The sequence below is a fragment of the Microvirga sp. CF3016 genome (assembly GCF_036314085.1).
GTDB lineage: Bacteria > Pseudomonadota > Alphaproteobacteria > Rhizobiales > Beijerinckiaceae > Microvirga.
Genome location: NZ_JAYGGM010000009.1, coordinates 152,519 through 167,952, shown reverse-complemented (window position 1 = coordinate 167,952; position 15,434 = coordinate 152,519). Strand labels below are relative to the sequence as shown.

Sequence of the window (15,434 nt, the reverse complement as noted above, 5' to 3'; positions counted from 1 at the left end):
TCCATGATCATCAAAACTCTCCAGTCGGTATCGCTTGCGACTCTTCTGGTCATCGGGGCATCCGACCAGTCCGTCTGGGCGCAGGACGCCAAAAACAACCAGTACTGCGCGAATATTGCCGATGCCGCCTCCGATGCACGCTTTGCACTTCAGAGGCAGGCACTCGCCGACATGGAAAAAGAGATCGAGGGCCGTATCAAGGTTCTGGAAGCCAAGCGTGCCGAATACGAGGAATGGCTGCGTCGTCGCAACGAGGTTTTGGAAAAAGCAGACGAGACTATCGTTCTGATCTATTCGCGCATGCGACCGGACGCGGCTGCATTGCAGCTGACGAACATGGACGAAGAGATTGCCGCGGCTGTCATTGCCAAGCTCAATCCAAGAGTGGCAAGCGCGGTCTTGAACGAAATGGAGCCAGGACGCGCGGCCCAGCTGGCAAATGTCATCACCGATGCTCCCAAGCGGGACAAGAACACCGTGAGGCAGAATTGAAACATCTCATCCTGATTGCGGGCTTGTGCCTCGTCGGCGCCTGCGCAACGAGGCCTGAAGATCTTGGGCGTGAACCGGGAATGACTCCGGTCGGCTCAGGGATCGCCGTCGAGCGAGAGCCGCTTCCTCATCTCTTCAAATCCACCGGTCGAACCGCAGCGAACTCCACCTGGAGCAATGCCAGTGCCGACCTCTTTACGAGCCCACGGGCAAGGCAGGTCGGCGACATCGTCACCGTCAATATCCAGATCGACGATAAGGCCGAGTTCGATAATGCAAGCGATAGGTCACGACAATCTTCGATCAGCGCGGGTCTGGATTACGCGTTCTCCTTCAAGGGATGGAACGCTGATGGGACGGGAGATATCGGGGTCGACTCGTCGTCATCCTCGACTGGCCAGGGAACGATTGATCGATCGGAAAAGCTGCGCCTCTCCGTTGCCGCGGTCGTCAACGAGGTGCTGCCGAACGGAAACGTCGTGATCAGCGGATCGCAGGAAGTGCGTGTGAACTACGAACTCCGCATCCTGAACATCGCTGGAATCGTACGACCGAGGGACATCTCGCCGAAGAACACGATCAGTTACGACAAGATTGCGGAGGCTCGAGTGTCCTATGGCGGCCGTGGCCGCCTGATGGAAGTCCAGCAGCCTGCCTACGGGCAGCAGATCTACGATGTTGTGGCGCCTTTCTAGGCAGAGCATCAAACGAGAGAAGAATGGCCAAGGCTCTAGAACTTCCAGCACCTTCCGGGAGTACGCCAAGCAAGGAGGGTTCGCTTCGGTGGCTCCTCACGCTCGGCCTTCTGACGCTCCTCTCAGCCGCCATCGGCGGCGGGTTCGGCTTGGTCATGGTATCCGGGATCCAAAAGCAGGTCGAGGAAAAGTACAAGGCCTTGCCCCAGAAGCCGGAGGTCGTCAGCCCCTACACCGGCAATATCGCAGTCAAGAAGCTCGCTCCGGTTGTGACCAACCTCGCAGGCTCGGAAAGTGACTGGGTCAGGGTCGAAGCGTCCATCGTCTATAAGCCGAGTGGTGAGCAAAATCCCGACGTTCTGGTGTCTGAAATCCGGCAGGACATCCTGTCCTATATCCGCACCATGTCATTGGCGCAGATCCAAGGTCCGAGCGGCCTCCTCCACCTGCGGGAGGATCTCAACGAGCGTGCACGATTGCGCTCGAAGGGAGTGATCCAAGAATTGGTGCTCGAAACTTTGATTGTTCAATAGGATGCAGCCATTCCGGTATTCACGCCACCAATCCGTGAGTGCTTTCCTGCCTTCCAGAAAGACACTATGATGCCTCTTCGCTTTCTTTGCACTATCGCATTTTTCTTTTTGGCAACGAGCGCCCACGCCCAGATTGCTGGCCTTGAGTCGTTCATTCCTGCCGGCGACGGTGCAGTCAGCGGCAGAATCATTCAGCTTGTCGTTCTCCTGACTGTTCTATCGCTGGCGCCTGGCCTGCTGATCATGGTGACCAGCTTCACAAGATTCGTCGTTGCCTTCTCGTTCCTGCGGTCGGGGCTTGGTCTTCAGAGCACACCTGCCAACCTGTTCCTGATCAGTCTGTCGCTCTTCATGACGTTCTTCGTTATGGGGCCGACCTTCGATCGGGCCTGGAACGATGGGGTGAGGCCTTTAACTGAGAACCGCATCTCCGAAGCAGAAGCGTTCACCCGAACGACGGAGCCCTTCCGTGACTTCATGCTGACCCATGTGCGGCCTAAGGATCTCCAGATGTTTAGCGATCTGGCGGCGGTCAATTATCCCAAGCCCAATGAAGGTGAGAAGATCGATCTCCGTATCCTGATCCCAGCTTTCATGATCTCCGAACTCAGGCGGGGGTTCGAGATCGGATTTCTGATTGCGTTGCCCTTCCTCGTTATCGACATGATCGTAGCGACCTTGGTGATGTCGATGGGCATGATGATGATGCCCCCGACCGTCCTGGCGTTGCCGTTCAAGATATTGTTCTTCGTCCTGATCGACGGCTGGAACATCCTCGTGAGTGGCCTCGTGCGGTCATATTTCTGAGGCTCTGTCTATTTCTCGCGTTGCACAAATATGCCGTCCGGCAGAGGACTAGCAACCTTCGCACAAGGTTGACGACGCACAAGTGATCTCGACACCTCTTACCAGTACCGAGATTCTCTATGCCTGGTCGTCAACACGCCGAAAGATTGTGGAGTAGCTTAATGGTGCTGGGCGCTCGCCGCCTGGCTGCCTTGGCCGCAATTGGTCTTGCTGTTTTCTTATCCGTCGGTATCGGCGCCTACTATCTCAGCCGCCCTGCCCAGGAGACGCTCTATAACGGCCTTGACCGTGAGGACGTCGGACGGATGGGAGCCGTCCTGAAGGATGCAGGCATTCCCTTCGATGTGAGCGCCGACGGAACGTCTCTCCTCGTCAGCTATGGCAATACGGCACAGGCTCGGATGCTGCTTGCCGAGAAGGGGCTGCCCCACAGCACGAAATCCGGCTACGAGCTCTTCAACGATCTCGGCTCGCTCGGTCTAACGTCATTTATGCAGGAAGTCACCAAAGTGCGGGCTCTCGAAGGCGAGCTCGCCCGCACGATCCAAGGCATGAAGGGCATCAAGGCTGCGCGCGTTCATATTGTCCTGCCGGATCGCGGTTCCTTTCGTCGCGAGCAGCAGCCGCCCTCCGCCTCCGTGGTTATTCGTACGTTGCCATCGGATGACGCATCGTCGGCCCAAGCGATCCGCCATCTGGTGGCTGCCGCCATCCCGGGCATGGCCGTCGACAAGGTCACCGTCATGAATACGGATGGCACGCTGCTGATGTCCGGAGATGATGCGGCCAATGCCTCCACCGGTAAGATGGCTCGGCTCGAGAAGACTGTCGGCCTTGAGATCCAGGATAGTGTGCGCCGCACGCTGGCACCTTACCTTGGAACCGGGAACTTCGAGGTTAGCGTGGCGGCCCGCCTGAGCACTGATAAGGTCAGCACCAACGAAACGATATTTAATCCAGAGTCCAAGGTTGAACGCTCGACGCGTACGATCAAGGAGACCGAAGTTTCACAGAACAGGAGCGGCCAGAAGCCCACCACTGTTCAACAAAACCTCCCTGATGAAAATGTCCGAAGCGACTCAAGCGACAGCTCGAGTGAGGACAATCAACGGCGCGAGGAGCTGACGAACTACGAGATTTCGTCCAAAACGATCCAGACGATCAGCGATGGCTATCAGATCAAGAATCTCTCTGTCGCCGTTCTGGTGAACAAGTCTCGTATCTCGTCGCTGCTCGGGGAGAATGCGACGCCGACGGAAATGGATGCGAAAGTTGCGGAGATCGAGCAGCTTGTGTCATCCGCAGCAGGGTTCAGCAAGTCCCGAGGTGATCAGATCAAGGTTGCTGCCGTCAGCTTCGTCGATGATGGCGGGATGCTTCAGCCTGTACCAAGTCCGTCACTGGCCGAAATCCTCATGCGTCAGTTTGGTACGGTTGTGAACGCTCTGACCATCCTTGCTCTGTGCGCCATGATGATCTGGTTCGGATTGCGCCCGGCCGTCCGGATGCTTATGGCCCGCCACCAAGCCGAACTCGAACTCCAGCGTGAGCAGGCGGCAGCACTGGCTGCGGCCGAAGCTGAAGAAGCTCTTGAAGCCAGCAAGGAGTCCGCCTTGCAGATTACTTCCGAGGCGGATGAGCAGAGCCTGATAGAGATGCCGCGGACTCCGCAACGCAAACTGGAGCAGATCATCGAACTCAGTGAAGAGCAGGCCGCTGCCGTTCTGAAGCAATGGCTCGGACGGGAGGCCGCGTGATGGCAGGGACGTTAACCAGCCTTCTCGCAGACTTCTCGAGTTCGGTCGTCGACGACGCTTCGGGCATTAGTCTTTTGCGAGCTGTCAAAGTCATGCCTGAGGCAGCACCGGAGCCGCAGCAACCGTCCATCATAGACCGGCAAGCGGAGCTTATCAAGTCGGTAGAGGCAAGAGTAAGAGCTGAGGAGAGAGAGACTGCTCGCAAGGAGCTAGAGGATGCTATCGCAGTCGAGCGGGCCCGCCATCTTGAGGATATGGATCATCAGCGTACAGCCTGGACAGAGCAGCAGTCACAGGCGATGTCAGCTCAGATCTCGGAGGCGATAGGGCAGCTCGAAGCAAACATCTCGGAAAGAGTCGCAAACATTCTCGTGCCGTTCGTGGCAGACGCATATCGTGCGCAATCTCTTGCCGAGTTCAAGGGCCTTCTTGGAACGCTGCTTTCTGGGCGCGACGCGAGTCTTCTCAAAATCTCTGGGCCTGACGATTTGCTCTCGGCTATGAAGATTCATCTTCGACACTACGGGAGTTCAATTGAGTTTATCCCGGGCGAACACATTGAGATCAGCGCCAAGGCGCAAGATACGATCGTTCAAACGCAACTGAATTCCTGGTCGGCTCGGCTGGCTCAGGCGTTAGAAGGCTGATGGCTCATGGCGAGTTCAGATAAGCAGGAGATCGTCATCGTTCGTAGGAACGATGACGGCGAGGATGTCGTCAAAGGAGGTGCATGGAAGATCGCTCATGCGGACTTCATGACAGCCATGATGGCGTTCTTCCTCGTGATGTGGCTCATCAGCCTGACGGACGAGGAGACACGAAGTGGAGTTGCCAACTACTTCAACCCGGTGAAATTGGCCGAGTCGACCCCGAACAAGAAGGGACTCGACGATCCCCAGAACGTTCCGCCTGACAATGCAACGGACAACACCAAGGACGGCAAGGAAAAGGGAAGCGGCGAGGGAACAGGCGGGAAATCTCACCAATTGCGCAAGCCCCGCTTCAAGGAGGGAGCTCTTTTCCAGGACCCTTATGCCGTCCTGGCTAAGATTGCCGATGAGCCCGAAGCAAACCCTCACGATACGCTTGGTGCGGATGTTACACCAGGCGAAAGCGAGGTTCCCGGCCTCAAGGCCGGCGAAGCCTTCAGGGACCCTTTCGACCCTCTATATTGGCAAGTCGCCCCCATCGAAGAACTGAAGACGGACACACCCTCGAAGCCGGGGACCGCGGTACCAGCTCCTTCGAAGGCGATCATGGATGCAGTCGCGGCATTGAGCCAGAAGTCTCCCGCAGGTGGCAGGTCGGATTCTAAGGCTCCGCCAAGGACCTCACCGTCCAACGAGAGCCAGGACATGCAGTCGAATAGCTTAACCTCGGACGTAGCGTCTCAGAATTCCAATGTTGGCTCGAATGCAGGAACGGCAGCGGACATGAAGGCTGCCGAGCTAAAAAGAGAGATCCTCAAGGCAGTTCAACCATCGAAGGATGCCTCACCGCAGCCCCATATTGAGGTGCGTCGAACCGGTGCTGGGACCTTGATCAGTCTGACGGACGACTTCGATTTCACCATGTTTGCAGTGGGCTCGGCCGAGCCACATGCAAAGGTCGTTCGGGCTATGACTGAAATTGCGAAGATCTTGCAGTCCCGTTCGGGTAAGATCGTCATTCGCGGCCATACGGATGCCCGCCCCTTCAGATCGGCGAACTATGACAACTGGCGTCTGTCCCATGCGCGGGCCCAGATGGCGCTCTACATGCTCGTCCGTGGCGGGCTGAGCGAAGGACGGATTGTGCGGGTCGAAGGGCATGCAGATCGTGATCCGAAGGTGACGGCCGATCCGAACGCTGATCAGAACCGCCGGGTTGAAATCCTTCTACAGGAGTGATCACGATGAAAGGTCTTTCATTGCCTCTCATTGCGATCTCTCTGCTTCTCTTCACGGAAGCGGCAATGGGGGAAAGTGCCCCGCCTGCTGAAGTGGGTGTAGAGCAGGAGCTGCAATCCTCGGCAGCTCCCAGTCCGGTGCAACTCGTGCGGACCCTGCATCTGATGCAGGATCAGATCGCTGTCGGATCCACGGAGGCTCATCTCGGACAGCGTGGTCTGCTCGGAATCCTGGATGACAGGTTTATGAACCTGGAACAGGAGACCTGGAGGACGGGCAAGAATATCCGAGCCGCAGTATCCTTCGTCCTCAGTGGCGGTAATCCGAGCATCCTGAGAAAGCTTCTTGATCTGGGAGCTTCGATCGTCGCGGAGAGTGATCGGCCGTTGATTGAGGGCGCACTTGCCTATGTCGAGGGCAGGGAGGAAGCGGCGCAGAACGCGCTCGCATCCTTGGATCCCCAGTCACTTCCACCTACTCTCGGAGCGCAGATGGCTCTGGTTCAAGCGGCCCTGATCGTGCGCAAGAATGCGGCGAAATCCGACGAGCTGCTGGATTTTGTCCGACTTCAGGCGCCTGGTACGCTCCTTGAAGAGGCGGCACTGCGCAGGCAAGTTTTCGTGGTAAGCCAAGCTGGCAACATGGAAAAGTTTCAGTCGCTCGCTACCGAGTACCTGCGGCGCTACCGTCATTCCATCTATGCTGGCAACTTTCGGCAGCGGCTCGCCTCCGCATTGACGCGGATCGATTTCGGGAAAGAGTCGTCGCGCTTCGAAGGCGCCGTCGCGATGATGTCCGAGCTCGAATCCGAGGCAAGACGGGACCTTTACCTTTTGGCCGCGCGCTCATCAATCGAACAGGGGTTTACCATCTCGGCCCGATTGCTGGCTGAGAAGGCCCAGGAGTTGGTGGGATCAGATAAGATGAGTGCTGCCAGATCAAAGCTATACCGTGCAGCATCATTGATCACATCGCCGCAGGCTATCGAGGGTGCCGTTAACGATCTTCGCAGTCTCGACCGGTCCACTCTTGCCCAAGGAGATCTGGAATTGCTGGATTCTGCCCTCGCCATGGCGGGTCAGATCCGGAAGATGCCGGAGATCGAGTCTCGGCAGGCGCTCGGAGCCAAACCGGATCTAATCAAGCTGGAAGTTGAGCGGCCGCCGGGTGCGTCCGCTCCCGCGCAAGGGCTGGAACAGCTTCAGGCGCTATCCAAAGCGCGAGACGCGTTAAATCGCGTCGACAAGCTAATTAAAAATTAGGCGTGTACGAGCCAATGAGCCGATTAGATCTTCCCCCACAGACAGCGCCCAGGCTTATGGAGGCTCAGTCACGCAGTGGATCCATCAACCCGGACGCTCAGGAAAACCCTGGAGACGCTCAAACGTCGGATTTTTCCTCCCTCCTGGAAGGATTATCCGGCCAAGCGCGGAAAGAGAGCATAGCAACTTTTCAGCGGGAGACTGACATTCTGAGCACTGAGTTGAGTATGGTGGCTCCGGAGCCGGATGCAGGCGGCGACCCCCTGCAGGCCCTTTTGCCTGAGTTGCCGACGAACGACGGTGCTGCATCGATGCCGGCCCTGCAATCCGGAAGCCCCGTCCTGTCGATTCTTGAAAATCTCCTCCCTCGCATTCTGACGCGAGCTGCTCATGGAGACGGTGTCGACTCAGGGCAATCAGGTGCATCTCTTGGATCTTCGCATCTGCCTCTTCTCCAGCAGGAAGCGAGTGCGCTCGGTCCGGCGAACTCGGGTTTAGGATCGAAGCTCGCAATATCGGTTCAGAATCAGGAAACACATTTCAGGCCTATTGTTGAAGGGCTGAGCCACACTTCGGCAGAACCAGGCATGTCCGTCGCTCAGGAAGAGATCGCCCCGGCCACGGACAATCTGCCCACTGGCCAGGCCAAAGGATCCTCGGTGCGAGACTGGATCCCAGATGCAGATACAGGCCTAACTCAGGCCTTGAGTGATATGGCGGTAGAAGGAGAGGCTGCCAAAAGGCTTAAAGAGCAGGAAGCTGTTAGAAGCGCTTCTTTGGAACGTGCCCCCGATCGTGGAGAGTTGCAGAAGCAGTCAATCGCCGGCGGAATGAAAGGGGATGCTGCTTCGCTCCCACCCCAAACACTTCAGCACCTCGCAAAGTCCATCATAGAAGACGTCAAAAGCGTATCGAAGCCTCAGCAGCCATCCTTCCAGCAAGACGGGCTGAACCGGGTTGCTACGGCTAAAGCGTCCGCTGGCGTCCTTAGAGTCTTGGATCTTCAGCTGAGGCCGGCGGAACTCGGTCTCGTAACAATCAGGATGCGGCTTTCCGGCGATAGCATCGAAATGGAAATCGAAGCTCAAAGCGAGGATACGGCCGAGCTTTTGCGCAATGATGCGGAAAAGCTATCCAGCCTTCTCCGAGTGTCCGGCTACCGTCCCGACGTGATCAATATTCAATCCGCTGATGCTATCTCTCATGACCGCTCCTCATTCCAACGTCCCCAGCAGGGAACTCAGGCGCAAGGCCAGTCCTTTGATCAAGGTGCGGCGGCCGGCCAAGGGAACTCCTCCCGCAACCAGGATGGCCGTTACGGCGGGGGGCGACCGGATATCCAAGAGGGTGGAAAAGAGGGGCACTCTTCTGGCGGCAGCCGTTCTGGCGGGATCTATCTTTAACACCGGGATCGCGTTGCCGGTCGTGGCCCAGTCTGCGGCCGGCCTGTGCGAGCGGGAAATGATGCGCGCCTCCTCCAAATACGGGGTGCCGCTGGGCATGCTCTACTCCGTTGGTCTCACCGAGACGGGGCGTCGCGGCAGCCTGCAACCTTATGCCATGAACGTCGAAGGAAAGGCCGTGTTCTCGAACAGCGCCGCCGAGGCGATCCAGCGCTTCGAGCAAGCCAGCAGAAGTGGTGCGAGACTCATCGATCTTGGTTGCATGCAGATCAACCATCTGTATCATCGTGAGAGCTTTCCATCGTTGGAAAGCATGCTGAATCCGCGCACCAATGTAGAATATGCGGCGCGCTTCCTGCGTGAGCTCAAGATGCGTCATGAGACCTGGACGATGGCCGTTGCCCGCTATCATGCAGGACCGAACAACGATCCGGCGCAAAAGCGATACGTCTGTCGCGTGATCGCCAATATGGTCGCAACCGGGTTCGGTCAATGGACGCCGGCAGCGCGAACCTTTTGCGCAGACGCTCCGGGCCTGAGCAGTGGACAGACCGCCTCAGACGGCTGAAGTCGGGCCGCTTATCGTGACATTCTGATTTCCGAGCCGGAACCGTTCAGCGATCCTTCGAGTGCGGCCTCGGCCCCTGACAATCGAGCAACCAGTTGACCGCGCGAGAAGAGGACGACTTGGTTCTCGCGGAAGGTCCAACCATTGACGCCCCTCAAGACCTCCTCAGCACATCCTTGCGTTGAAGCTTTGTAAAGGTCCAGGGATGGGATGCTTGAAAGTTGTACTTTGCAGGACGATCCCCCAACATCAGCCTTCCAGGAACCGGCGTAAGAAGAAGCACGTTGCGGAGGCGTGAATACGCCAGGAGGGTTTGCCGGACCACTGGCCGCAGCCAGACCTGCCGCTTGTGAAGGATGAGCCGGCCCAGCCGGAGCCCGCTCCGCCAGGATGCTCGGGTCCGAAGGAGCGATGGGAGCGGTGCCCTGCGCCGAGGGGAGAGGGCCCATGTCTGCTTCAAGAAAGACGTCTTGACGCCTTGTGGGCTGCACAATGTCGATGGTGAGAGCTTCGGTCTGAATGGCGGCAGGTGTGTTGACCGCGTAATCAGATGGTTCAGCGGGCCGCCCCCAGGGAGCGGAGTATTCTGGGTATTCTCTTCGAATATGCGTCGGGCTCCAGGGCCCTCGAGCATATAAGGATTCCGTCGAGTTGCAGGCCGAGATCGTCCCTGCAGCCGCCATCAAAACTGTCGTTGTCAGGACCTTGTGGTGCATCGAACTAAAATAGGCCGCTATCAATGTCGCACGGAGCCCGCAGGAGAATAGGGAGACTTAAATCGGGCCGGCAGAGGCCGCAAACGGGCTGATGAGAGAATTCTTTCAAAGTCAGACGGATTGAAATCTGACGTGCGCAGTGTCGCATCCAGAAGAACTTCGCTGATCTGAACGCCAATATAATAGTTGCCGAAGATAAGCTTAAAGAAGACTGTCACGGAATCATGCACAAATTCCATGTCGAGAACGACACATGTTGAATCTTCCCGTCCGGAGCTGACGTGGGCTACGTAGCCATAGGAGAGCGTTTCGCCCTTGAAGTACAATTCCGCCGACGACGTCACCATCTCGTCCATATTGCCATGGAGCTGATTATCGGCATAGAAGCGGATGATCTCAGCATCGGTGAGACAGAAGTCAGCGATGACATCCTTGATATTGCAAGCCAAGACTTCTTCCAAGGCTAGGATATCCCAATGCTCTCTCAGCGGAGCCGCGGCTTCGACGGTGCGAAGGCTTCTCATTTAGACCTCGTGAGGATGTAGAACAGGATCTGAGCGACAGCCTTGTAGAAGTCGGGCGGAATCATCCGATCGACCTCCACATGATCATACATGGACCTTGCCAGAGGCTTGTCTTCGATCACGGGTATGCCATTCTTTTCGGCAATTTCACGGATCTTCAGGGCAATAAGGTCCTTGCCCTTCGCGACGACGATCGGAGCGTTCGCCTCGCTGCGCTCATATCGCATGGCAATAGCAAAATGGGTAGGATTAGCGATCACGAATGTCGCCTTGGGAACCGCAGCGAGCATTCGCTTACGGCTCCGATCCTGGGCCAGGGACCGAAGCCGCGCCTTGACCATCGGATCGCCCTCGACTTGCTTATACTCTTCCTTAACCTCTTGCTTCGTCATCTTCAGATCGCTGTGCCACTTGAACCGTGCCCAGAGAAGATCCGCCGCAACAAGCACGATCGTGGCAATGGCAATGGCGGAGACAAGGCGCATCGCCATGGTCAACATCAGCTCCGGAAGTAGGGAGGGATCGGTGAGCATGGCATTCAGAACCTTGTATTGCTCCGACTTCAGAAGCAGGATGCTGACGATTGTCATTGTTGCGAACTTGAACAATGACTTTGAAAATTCTACTAAACCCTGACGTCCGAAGATCCGTTTCCAGCCGCTCACAGGCGAAATTCTATTCCATTGCGGACGAATTCTCTCGGAAACGACGGATGGGACGTTCTGCAATATCGAAGCGGCGAGGCTGCAGCTTGCGAGAATCACGATCGCCGGAATGAGGAACTGGCCGACCTCAAGAGCGACTGCCTGAATCAGGGCAGATGCGTCCAAGCCGGAATCCAAGCGAAAGTCCTGCGGTCGATTGACGAATAGCGATAGCTTCTCTGTCAGGGTCTTAGTGGTACTGCGCGTTGCAAATGTTAGAACGAGAAGAATTCCCACGATCGAAGCGAACATGGGTGCTTCTCTCGAGAAAGGAATGTTTCCCTTCTCGATTGCTTCCCGAATTTTCTTATCGGAAGGCGCTTCTGTCTTGCTGTCCTTATCGTCTGTATCAGACATGATCCGAGGTTCGGCTGCTAGAGCGTCGGATCCAGAAATGGATTATCATTCTGGATCTAATCCGATACTCATTTTCTTGATGACACAACGTGTGGAAGGCATGATCCACTTTTCCTGAAGTAATCTTGGCTCCGTGCGTGCTCTAGAAGTAGGCTTCTTCCTCGGCCTCCGAGTTGATGACGATCTCTCCCCGACCAGCCATTTCGAGAGCGAGATCCGTAATGCTTCGTCTGGCCTCCGCGATATCGCGGTGCGCAGACGGCTCTTTGCTGTTAAGCTCATGCTCGATCATGCGCCGCACGCGTGAAGAGAGCGCGGACAGAACAACCTTGCGGAATTCGTCGTTGGTGCCTTTCAGAGCGAGTACAACGCGATCCGGCGGGACTTGATCGAAGAGGGTTGTGCGATCCTTCGGCGCCAACTTCACGATATCGTCGAAGGTGAAGAGCAGGCCTCTCAGAATTTCTGCCGACTTCGGACGCACGGATGAGAGACTGCTCAGCACATCTTCCATATGATCCCGTTCCATCTTGTTGATGATGTCCGCAATCTTGGCGTGAGTGTCTGCTCCTGCATTCTTCGAGAAGTTCGCCATGAAGTCCTCATGCAACGTCTTCTCAATGTTCTTCATCGTCTCATCGACGATTGGTTTCATGCTCAGCATGCGCCGCATGAGATTGTTCCGCAGCGGCTGTGGCAGCTGGGTCATGACCTTTGCTGCACAGGATGGCTTTACCTTTGACAGGATCAGGGCCGCCGTCTGCGGATGCTCCTTCATGAGGTAAGATGCAATCGCGCTTTCGCTGACCGTCGAGATGCGCTCCCAGATGCTTCGGTTGGCGTTTCCGACAACCTCGTTCATGATGCTGGCGATCTGCTCCGGACTCAAAATTCCGGTAAGCAGCTTTTCGATATGCGCTGCGCCGCCGACCAGGTCCGCTCCGTCGGAAAAGTTTGATGCGAACTCCTCAACCAGCTGCTCTATCTGAGTCGGAGATACTGGTCCGAGTTGAGCGGCGGATTTAGTAACGAGCCGAATTTCCTCTTCGCTGAAATGCTTGAGAATCCTGCTCGCTGCAGGCTTTCCCATAGCAAAGAGGAGAGTTGCGACGCGCTCGGGTCCTTTAAGAACCTTTGTGCCATTTGCCTTCATGGGAACATGAGCGACCATGTGGTGGAACCAACTCAGCCATTAAGATCATTGGTCGGAGGACCGACAATTTCGGTCAGTGAGATGCCGAAGCGGGAGTTGTCGTCCTCCACCACGACCACCTCGCCACGGGCGATGATGCGGCCGTTTACCACGACATCAACCGGCTCGCCGACTCTGTGATCGAGGGGGACGATCGCGCCTCGTCCAAGTTTCATTAGATTGGCGACCGGCATCGTTGCGGAACCCAGGACGACCTGGATCGTAACTGGGATGCGCAGGATCGAATCAAGGTTCTTTCCGCCACCCAGCTTATCATCATGCAAGGCGGAGCCTTCGAAAGCGTTCTCCTGTTGCCACGCAGCTTTGTCCTGGGATTTGGGCTCGAAAGGATTTGTCATGGAAGTTGACCTTATGATTGAGAAGTGCCGGAGCGTGATTGAATTTGCTGACGAGCCTCTTGTGTAAGGTGCTCAAGTCGGGTGGCCATAGCCTGGGCTTCCTCGATGCGTTGGCTGAGGCGAACGAGTGTTTCCCTTCCCTCCGTGCTGAAGTTGGTCACAGCTTTCTGAGCCTTCACCAATGCACTGCCGGTCTTGTCGAAGATCTGCTGATACTCGGCGTGATATCGATCAAGCTTCCTCAGTTTGCGATACATCACGGCCACCATGACGCTGGTCGTCACGAGCGCGAGAAAAAGAACAGCATTAGCGAGGGAGGACATCATCCAGAAACTCTTTTTCCTGGTCGATGAGTTCATCGACCTTTAGAACATAGGATCCCTCTGACTGCCCAATATGGCACCAGAACAGGCCTTGCTGGTTGCTTTCGAGCTTGACGCGGCTCCGCGGGGTTGCCTGCAGCTCGATGACATCACCGATCTTGAGGTCCGCGATTTCGCCCAGAGAGAGGAAACGCTCCTCGAGAACGGCCTTGAGCGTCACCTCGGTCTTTTTCACCTCTGTGGCGATCTGCTTCATCCATCGCGGATCGCGACCGGACGACTCGCCGGTTACTACATGGGAGAGAGCCTTCCGCATCGGGTTGAGGACCGATTGCGGGATGATGACGAACATTTCTCCACCGCGATTGAGCGCTTGAAGAAGGAACTTTGCTGCGACAGCCTGATTGTTTCGGCGCCCGATGACGGCGAAGTCCATACGGGTTTCGATACGCTCGAGCTTGAACTTCGTGTCAACGACCAGCGAGAAGGATGCCTGCAGAGCTTTAGCAACCTGCTCGAAGAGCGTTTGAGCCATCCTGAGCTCGATGTTAGAGAAGCCCCGCGCTTCCTCGACGGGCGGTTCCGAGCCATCGGAGCCGAAGAGCACCTCGACCATCGTGTAGATGAAGTCGCGATCGAAGCCGATCAGGATGTGGCTGTCCCATTCCGGTGCATGGAAAATTCCTGCGACGGCGTTCGCTTCATACATCTCCAGAATTTCGGTGATACGACCGCTCTCGAGCCCGCTGAGCGAGTAGTACATGGGCGACGCCGCCATATGACGCAGGTGCTCGGCGCAGCTCGTCGACATGCGGTCGAAGATCACGTGAAGCATTGGCAGGCGATCGAGCGAGAGACCTGCGGCGTCCAGAAGCATGTCGCGAATATCGGTCGCGCTGTGTGTTCCGCTCGTCATCACGCAGCCTCTTTCAACTCTTCGGAACGGCCGCCCGTCGTGGTCGCTGTTTCAACTTCGTCGATGGTCGGACGATACTCCACGGAGATGCCCTTGCGGCCGTGTTCCACTGCGATCTGTGGGAGCGCGCCGTTCATGTAGGCGATGAAGGCCTGCTTCACGATGACATAGACACGGGTCTGCTTCTCGCGGGTCGCCTTCACCTTATTTGCGAGCGGCGACAGGAAGGCATAGGAGATGAAGATGCCGACGAAGGTTCCGACAAGCGCCGAGGCGATCAGCCCTCCCAGGATGGCGGGCGATTGATCAATGGCGCCGAGAGCCTTCACGATGCCCAGGACGGCTGCAACGATGCCGAGGGCGGGAAGCGCCTCCGACACGGTGTTGATAGAGTAATAGGGTTTCGTACGGTCGCGCTTGAGGGTCGCGATCTCTTCTTCCATGAGAGCTTCGATCTCATGGGGACGCGCATTGCCGATAGTAATCAGCCGTGCGTAGTCACAGATGAAGAGCGTGAGATCCTTGTCCTTGAGGACGCTCGGAAAGGCCTTGAAGATTTCAGATTCCTCAGGCTGGTCGATATGCCCTTCCACCTCATTCCGCGGCTTGTTCTTCAGCTCTCGCATCAGAGCATAAAGAAGGCTCAGAATAGCAAGATAATGGTCTCTCTTTGGCACGGCACCGGAGATCGCCTCACGTGCGGCCCGGCCCGTGTCCTTCACCAATGGCATGGGATTCGCGATAATGAATGTGCCAATCGCGATGCCGCAGATGATTACATATTCCCAAGGCTGCCAAATCACGGCCAGATGACCGCCCATGGCGACATAGCCGCTCACGAGCGAGCCAATGGCGACTGCCAATCCGATCAAAACGCCCAAAGTTGTGGTCCCTTTGTGAAAGTCCAACCTGCTGAGGATGTCCTACTCCCGGAGGC

At 56.7% G+C, this 15,434-nt stretch carries 17 protein-coding genes; 10 read left to right on the top strand and 7 right to left on the bottom strand.

From position 1 onward, the window contains the following. Positions 1-3: 3 nt before the first annotated feature. From VB672_RS15090 to VB672_RS15045, 10 genes are all read left to right on the top strand, one after another. Positions 4-492, top strand: coding sequence for a MotE family protein (locus tag VB672_RS15090; protein WP_329785018.1), 489 nt, complete (start codon positions 4-6; stop codon positions 490-492). Beyond that, complete coding sequence (gene flgH, locus VB672_RS15085) at positions 489-1,187, top strand: flagellar basal body L-ring protein FlgH (RefSeq protein WP_329785017.1); 699 nt, start codon at positions 489-491, stop codon at positions 1,185-1,187. The genes VB672_RS15090 and flgH overlap by 4 nt, the downstream gene beginning before the upstream one ends. Before the next feature lie 23 nt (positions 1,188-1,210). Continuing rightward, positions 1,211-1,720, top strand: coding sequence for a flagellar basal body-associated FliL family protein (locus tag VB672_RS15080; protein ID WP_329785016.1), 510 nt, complete (start codon positions 1,211-1,213; stop codon positions 1,718-1,720). Positions 1,721-1,789: 69 nt separating this feature from the next. Continuing rightward, complete coding sequence (gene fliP, locus VB672_RS15075; RefSeq protein ID WP_329785101.1) at positions 1,790-2,527, top strand: flagellar type III secretion system pore protein FliP; 738 nt, start codon at positions 1,790-1,792, stop codon at positions 2,525-2,527. A gap of 119 nt (positions 2,528-2,646) precedes the next feature. Next, the gene (gene fliF, locus VB672_RS15070) at positions 2,647-4,284 is read left to right on the top strand and encodes a flagellar basal-body MS-ring/collar protein FliF (RefSeq protein WP_329785015.1); all 1,638 of its coding nucleotides are present in this window, start codon (positions 2,647-2,649) and stop codon (positions 4,282-4,284) included. Beyond that, positions 4,284-4,931 carry a hypothetical protein gene (locus tag VB672_RS15065; RefSeq protein ID WP_329785014.1) on the top strand — a complete coding sequence of 216 codons (648 nt, stop codon included), beginning with the start codon at positions 4,284-4,286 and terminating at the stop codon, positions 4,929-4,931. Before fliF ends, VB672_RS15065 begins: the two co-directional genes overlap by 1 nt. A gap of 6 nt (positions 4,932-4,937) precedes the next feature. Beyond that, positions 4,938-6,173: a MotB family protein gene (locus tag VB672_RS15060; protein WP_329785013.1), complete on the top strand. Its 1,236-nt coding sequence runs from the start codon at positions 4,938-4,940 to the stop codon at positions 6,171-6,173. Between the two features lie 5 nt (positions 6,174-6,178). Then, on the top strand, positions 6,179-7,435 hold the full coding sequence (locus VB672_RS15055) for a chemotaxis protein MotC (protein ID WP_329785012.1): 1,257 nt from the start codon (positions 6,179-6,181) through the stop codon (positions 7,433-7,435). A gap of 56 nt (positions 7,436-7,491) precedes the next feature. Then, positions 7,492-8,838, top strand: coding sequence for a flagellar hook-length control protein FliK (fliK, locus tag VB672_RS15050; RefSeq protein ID WP_329785011.1), 1,347 nt, complete (start codon positions 7,492-7,494; stop codon positions 8,836-8,838). Further along, positions 8,744-9,406: a transglycosylase SLT domain-containing protein gene (locus tag VB672_RS15045; RefSeq protein WP_442932055.1), complete on the top strand. Its 663-nt coding sequence runs from the start codon at positions 8,744-8,746 to the stop codon at positions 9,404-9,406. The genes fliK and VB672_RS15045 overlap by 95 nt, the downstream gene beginning before the upstream one ends. Positions 9,407-10,142: 736 nt before the next feature. Here the strand turns inward: VB672_RS15045 and VB672_RS15040 are convergent. The 7 genes from VB672_RS15040 to motA all read right to left on the bottom strand — a co-directional run bounded on the left by VB672_RS15040 (position 10,143) and on the right by motA (position 15,378). Next, a complete protein-coding gene (locus VB672_RS15040) occupies positions 10,143-10,646 on the bottom strand; it encodes a hypothetical protein (protein ID WP_329785010.1) in 504 nt (167 codons plus the stop codon). Further along, positions 10,643-11,707, bottom strand: a complete 1,065-nt coding sequence (gene flhB, locus VB672_RS15035; RefSeq protein ID WP_329785009.1) for a flagellar biosynthesis protein FlhB — start codon at positions 11,705-11,707, stop codon at positions 10,643-10,645. Before flhB ends, VB672_RS15040 begins: the two co-directional genes overlap by 4 nt. A gap of 142 nt (positions 11,708-11,849) precedes the next feature. Beyond that, positions 11,850-12,878 carry a flagellar motor switch protein FliG gene (locus VB672_RS15030; protein ID WP_329785008.1) on the bottom strand — a complete coding sequence of 343 codons (1,029 nt, stop codon included), beginning with the start codon at positions 12,876-12,878 and terminating at the stop codon, positions 11,850-11,852. 14 nt (positions 12,879-12,892) lie between these two features. Continuing rightward, complete coding sequence (gene fliN / locus VB672_RS15025) at positions 12,893-13,258, bottom strand: flagellar motor switch protein FliN (protein WP_329785007.1); 366 nt, start codon at positions 13,256-13,258, stop codon at positions 12,893-12,895. A gap of 11 nt (positions 13,259-13,269) precedes the next feature. Continuing rightward, a complete protein-coding gene (locus VB672_RS15020; protein WP_329785006.1) occupies positions 13,270-13,584 on the bottom strand; it encodes a hypothetical protein in 315 nt (104 codons plus the stop codon). Beyond that, entirely contained in the window at positions 13,565-14,497 is a 933-nt protein-coding gene (locus VB672_RS15015; protein ID WP_329785005.1) for a flagellar motor switch protein FliM, read from the bottom strand. Before VB672_RS15015 ends, VB672_RS15020 begins: the two co-directional genes overlap by 20 nt. Further along, on the bottom strand, positions 14,497-15,378 hold the full coding sequence (gene motA, locus VB672_RS15010; protein WP_329785004.1) for a flagellar motor stator protein MotA: 882 nt from the start codon (positions 15,376-15,378) through the stop codon (positions 14,497-14,499). Before motA ends, VB672_RS15015 begins: the two co-directional genes overlap by 1 nt. Positions 15,379-15,434 lie beyond the last annotated feature (56 nt).

What these genes read in the sequence shown, in the direction of transcription:
- VB672_RS15090 (WP_329785018.1), top strand. Translation starts at nt 4, where the DNA reads ATGATCATCAAAACTCTCCAGTCGGTATCGCTTGCGACTCTTCTGGTC.
- VB672_RS15080 (WP_329785016.1), top strand. Translation starts at nt 1,211, where the DNA reads ATGGCCAAGGCTCTAGAACTTCCAGCACCTTCCGGGAGTACGCCAAGC.
- fliP (WP_329785101.1), top strand. Translation starts at nt 1,790, where the DNA reads ATGCCTCTTCGCTTTCTTTGCACTATCGCATTTTTCTTTTTGGCAACG.
- fliF (WP_329785015.1), top strand. Translation starts at nt 2,647, where the DNA reads ATGCCTGGTCGTCAACACGCCGAAAGATTGTGGAGTAGCTTAATGGTG.
- VB672_RS15065 (WP_329785014.1), top strand. Translation starts at nt 4,284, where the DNA reads ATGGCAGGGACGTTAACCAGCCTTCTCGCAGACTTCTCGAGTTCGGTC.
- VB672_RS15060 (WP_329785013.1), top strand. Translation starts at nt 4,938, where the DNA reads ATGGCGAGTTCAGATAAGCAGGAGATCGTCATCGTTCGTAGGAACGAT.
- VB672_RS15055 (WP_329785012.1), top strand. Translation starts at nt 6,179, where the DNA reads ATGAAAGGTCTTTCATTGCCTCTCATTGCGATCTCTCTGCTTCTCTTC.
- fliK (WP_329785011.1), top strand. Translation starts at nt 7,492, where the DNA reads ATGGAGGCTCAGTCACGCAGTGGATCCATCAACCCGGACGCTCAGGAA.
- VB672_RS15045 (WP_442932055.1), top strand. Translation starts at nt 8,744, where the DNA reads ATGGCCGTTACGGCGGGGGGCGACCGGATATCCAAGAGGGTGGAAAAG.
- VB672_RS15040 (WP_329785010.1), bottom strand. Translation starts at nt 10,646, where the DNA reads ATGAGAAGCCTTCGCACCGTCGAAGCCGCGGCTCCGCTGAGAGAGCAT.
- flhB (WP_329785009.1), bottom strand. Translation starts at nt 11,707, where the DNA reads ATGTCTGATACAGACGATAAGGACAGCAAGACAGAAGCGCCTTCCGAT.
- VB672_RS15030 (WP_329785008.1), bottom strand. Translation starts at nt 12,878, where the DNA reads ATGGTCGCTCATGTTCCCATGAAGGCAAATGGCACAAAGGTTCTTAAA.
- fliN (WP_329785007.1), bottom strand. Translation starts at nt 13,258, where the DNA reads ATGACAAATCCTTTCGAGCCCAAATCCCAGGACAAAGCTGCGTGGCAA.
- VB672_RS15020 (WP_329785006.1), bottom strand. Translation starts at nt 13,584, where the DNA reads ATGATGTCCTCCCTCGCTAATGCTGTTCTTTTTCTCGCGCTCGTGACG.
- VB672_RS15015 (WP_329785005.1), bottom strand. Translation starts at nt 14,497, where the DNA reads ATGACGAGCGGAACACACAGCGCGACCGATATTCGCGACATGCTTCTG.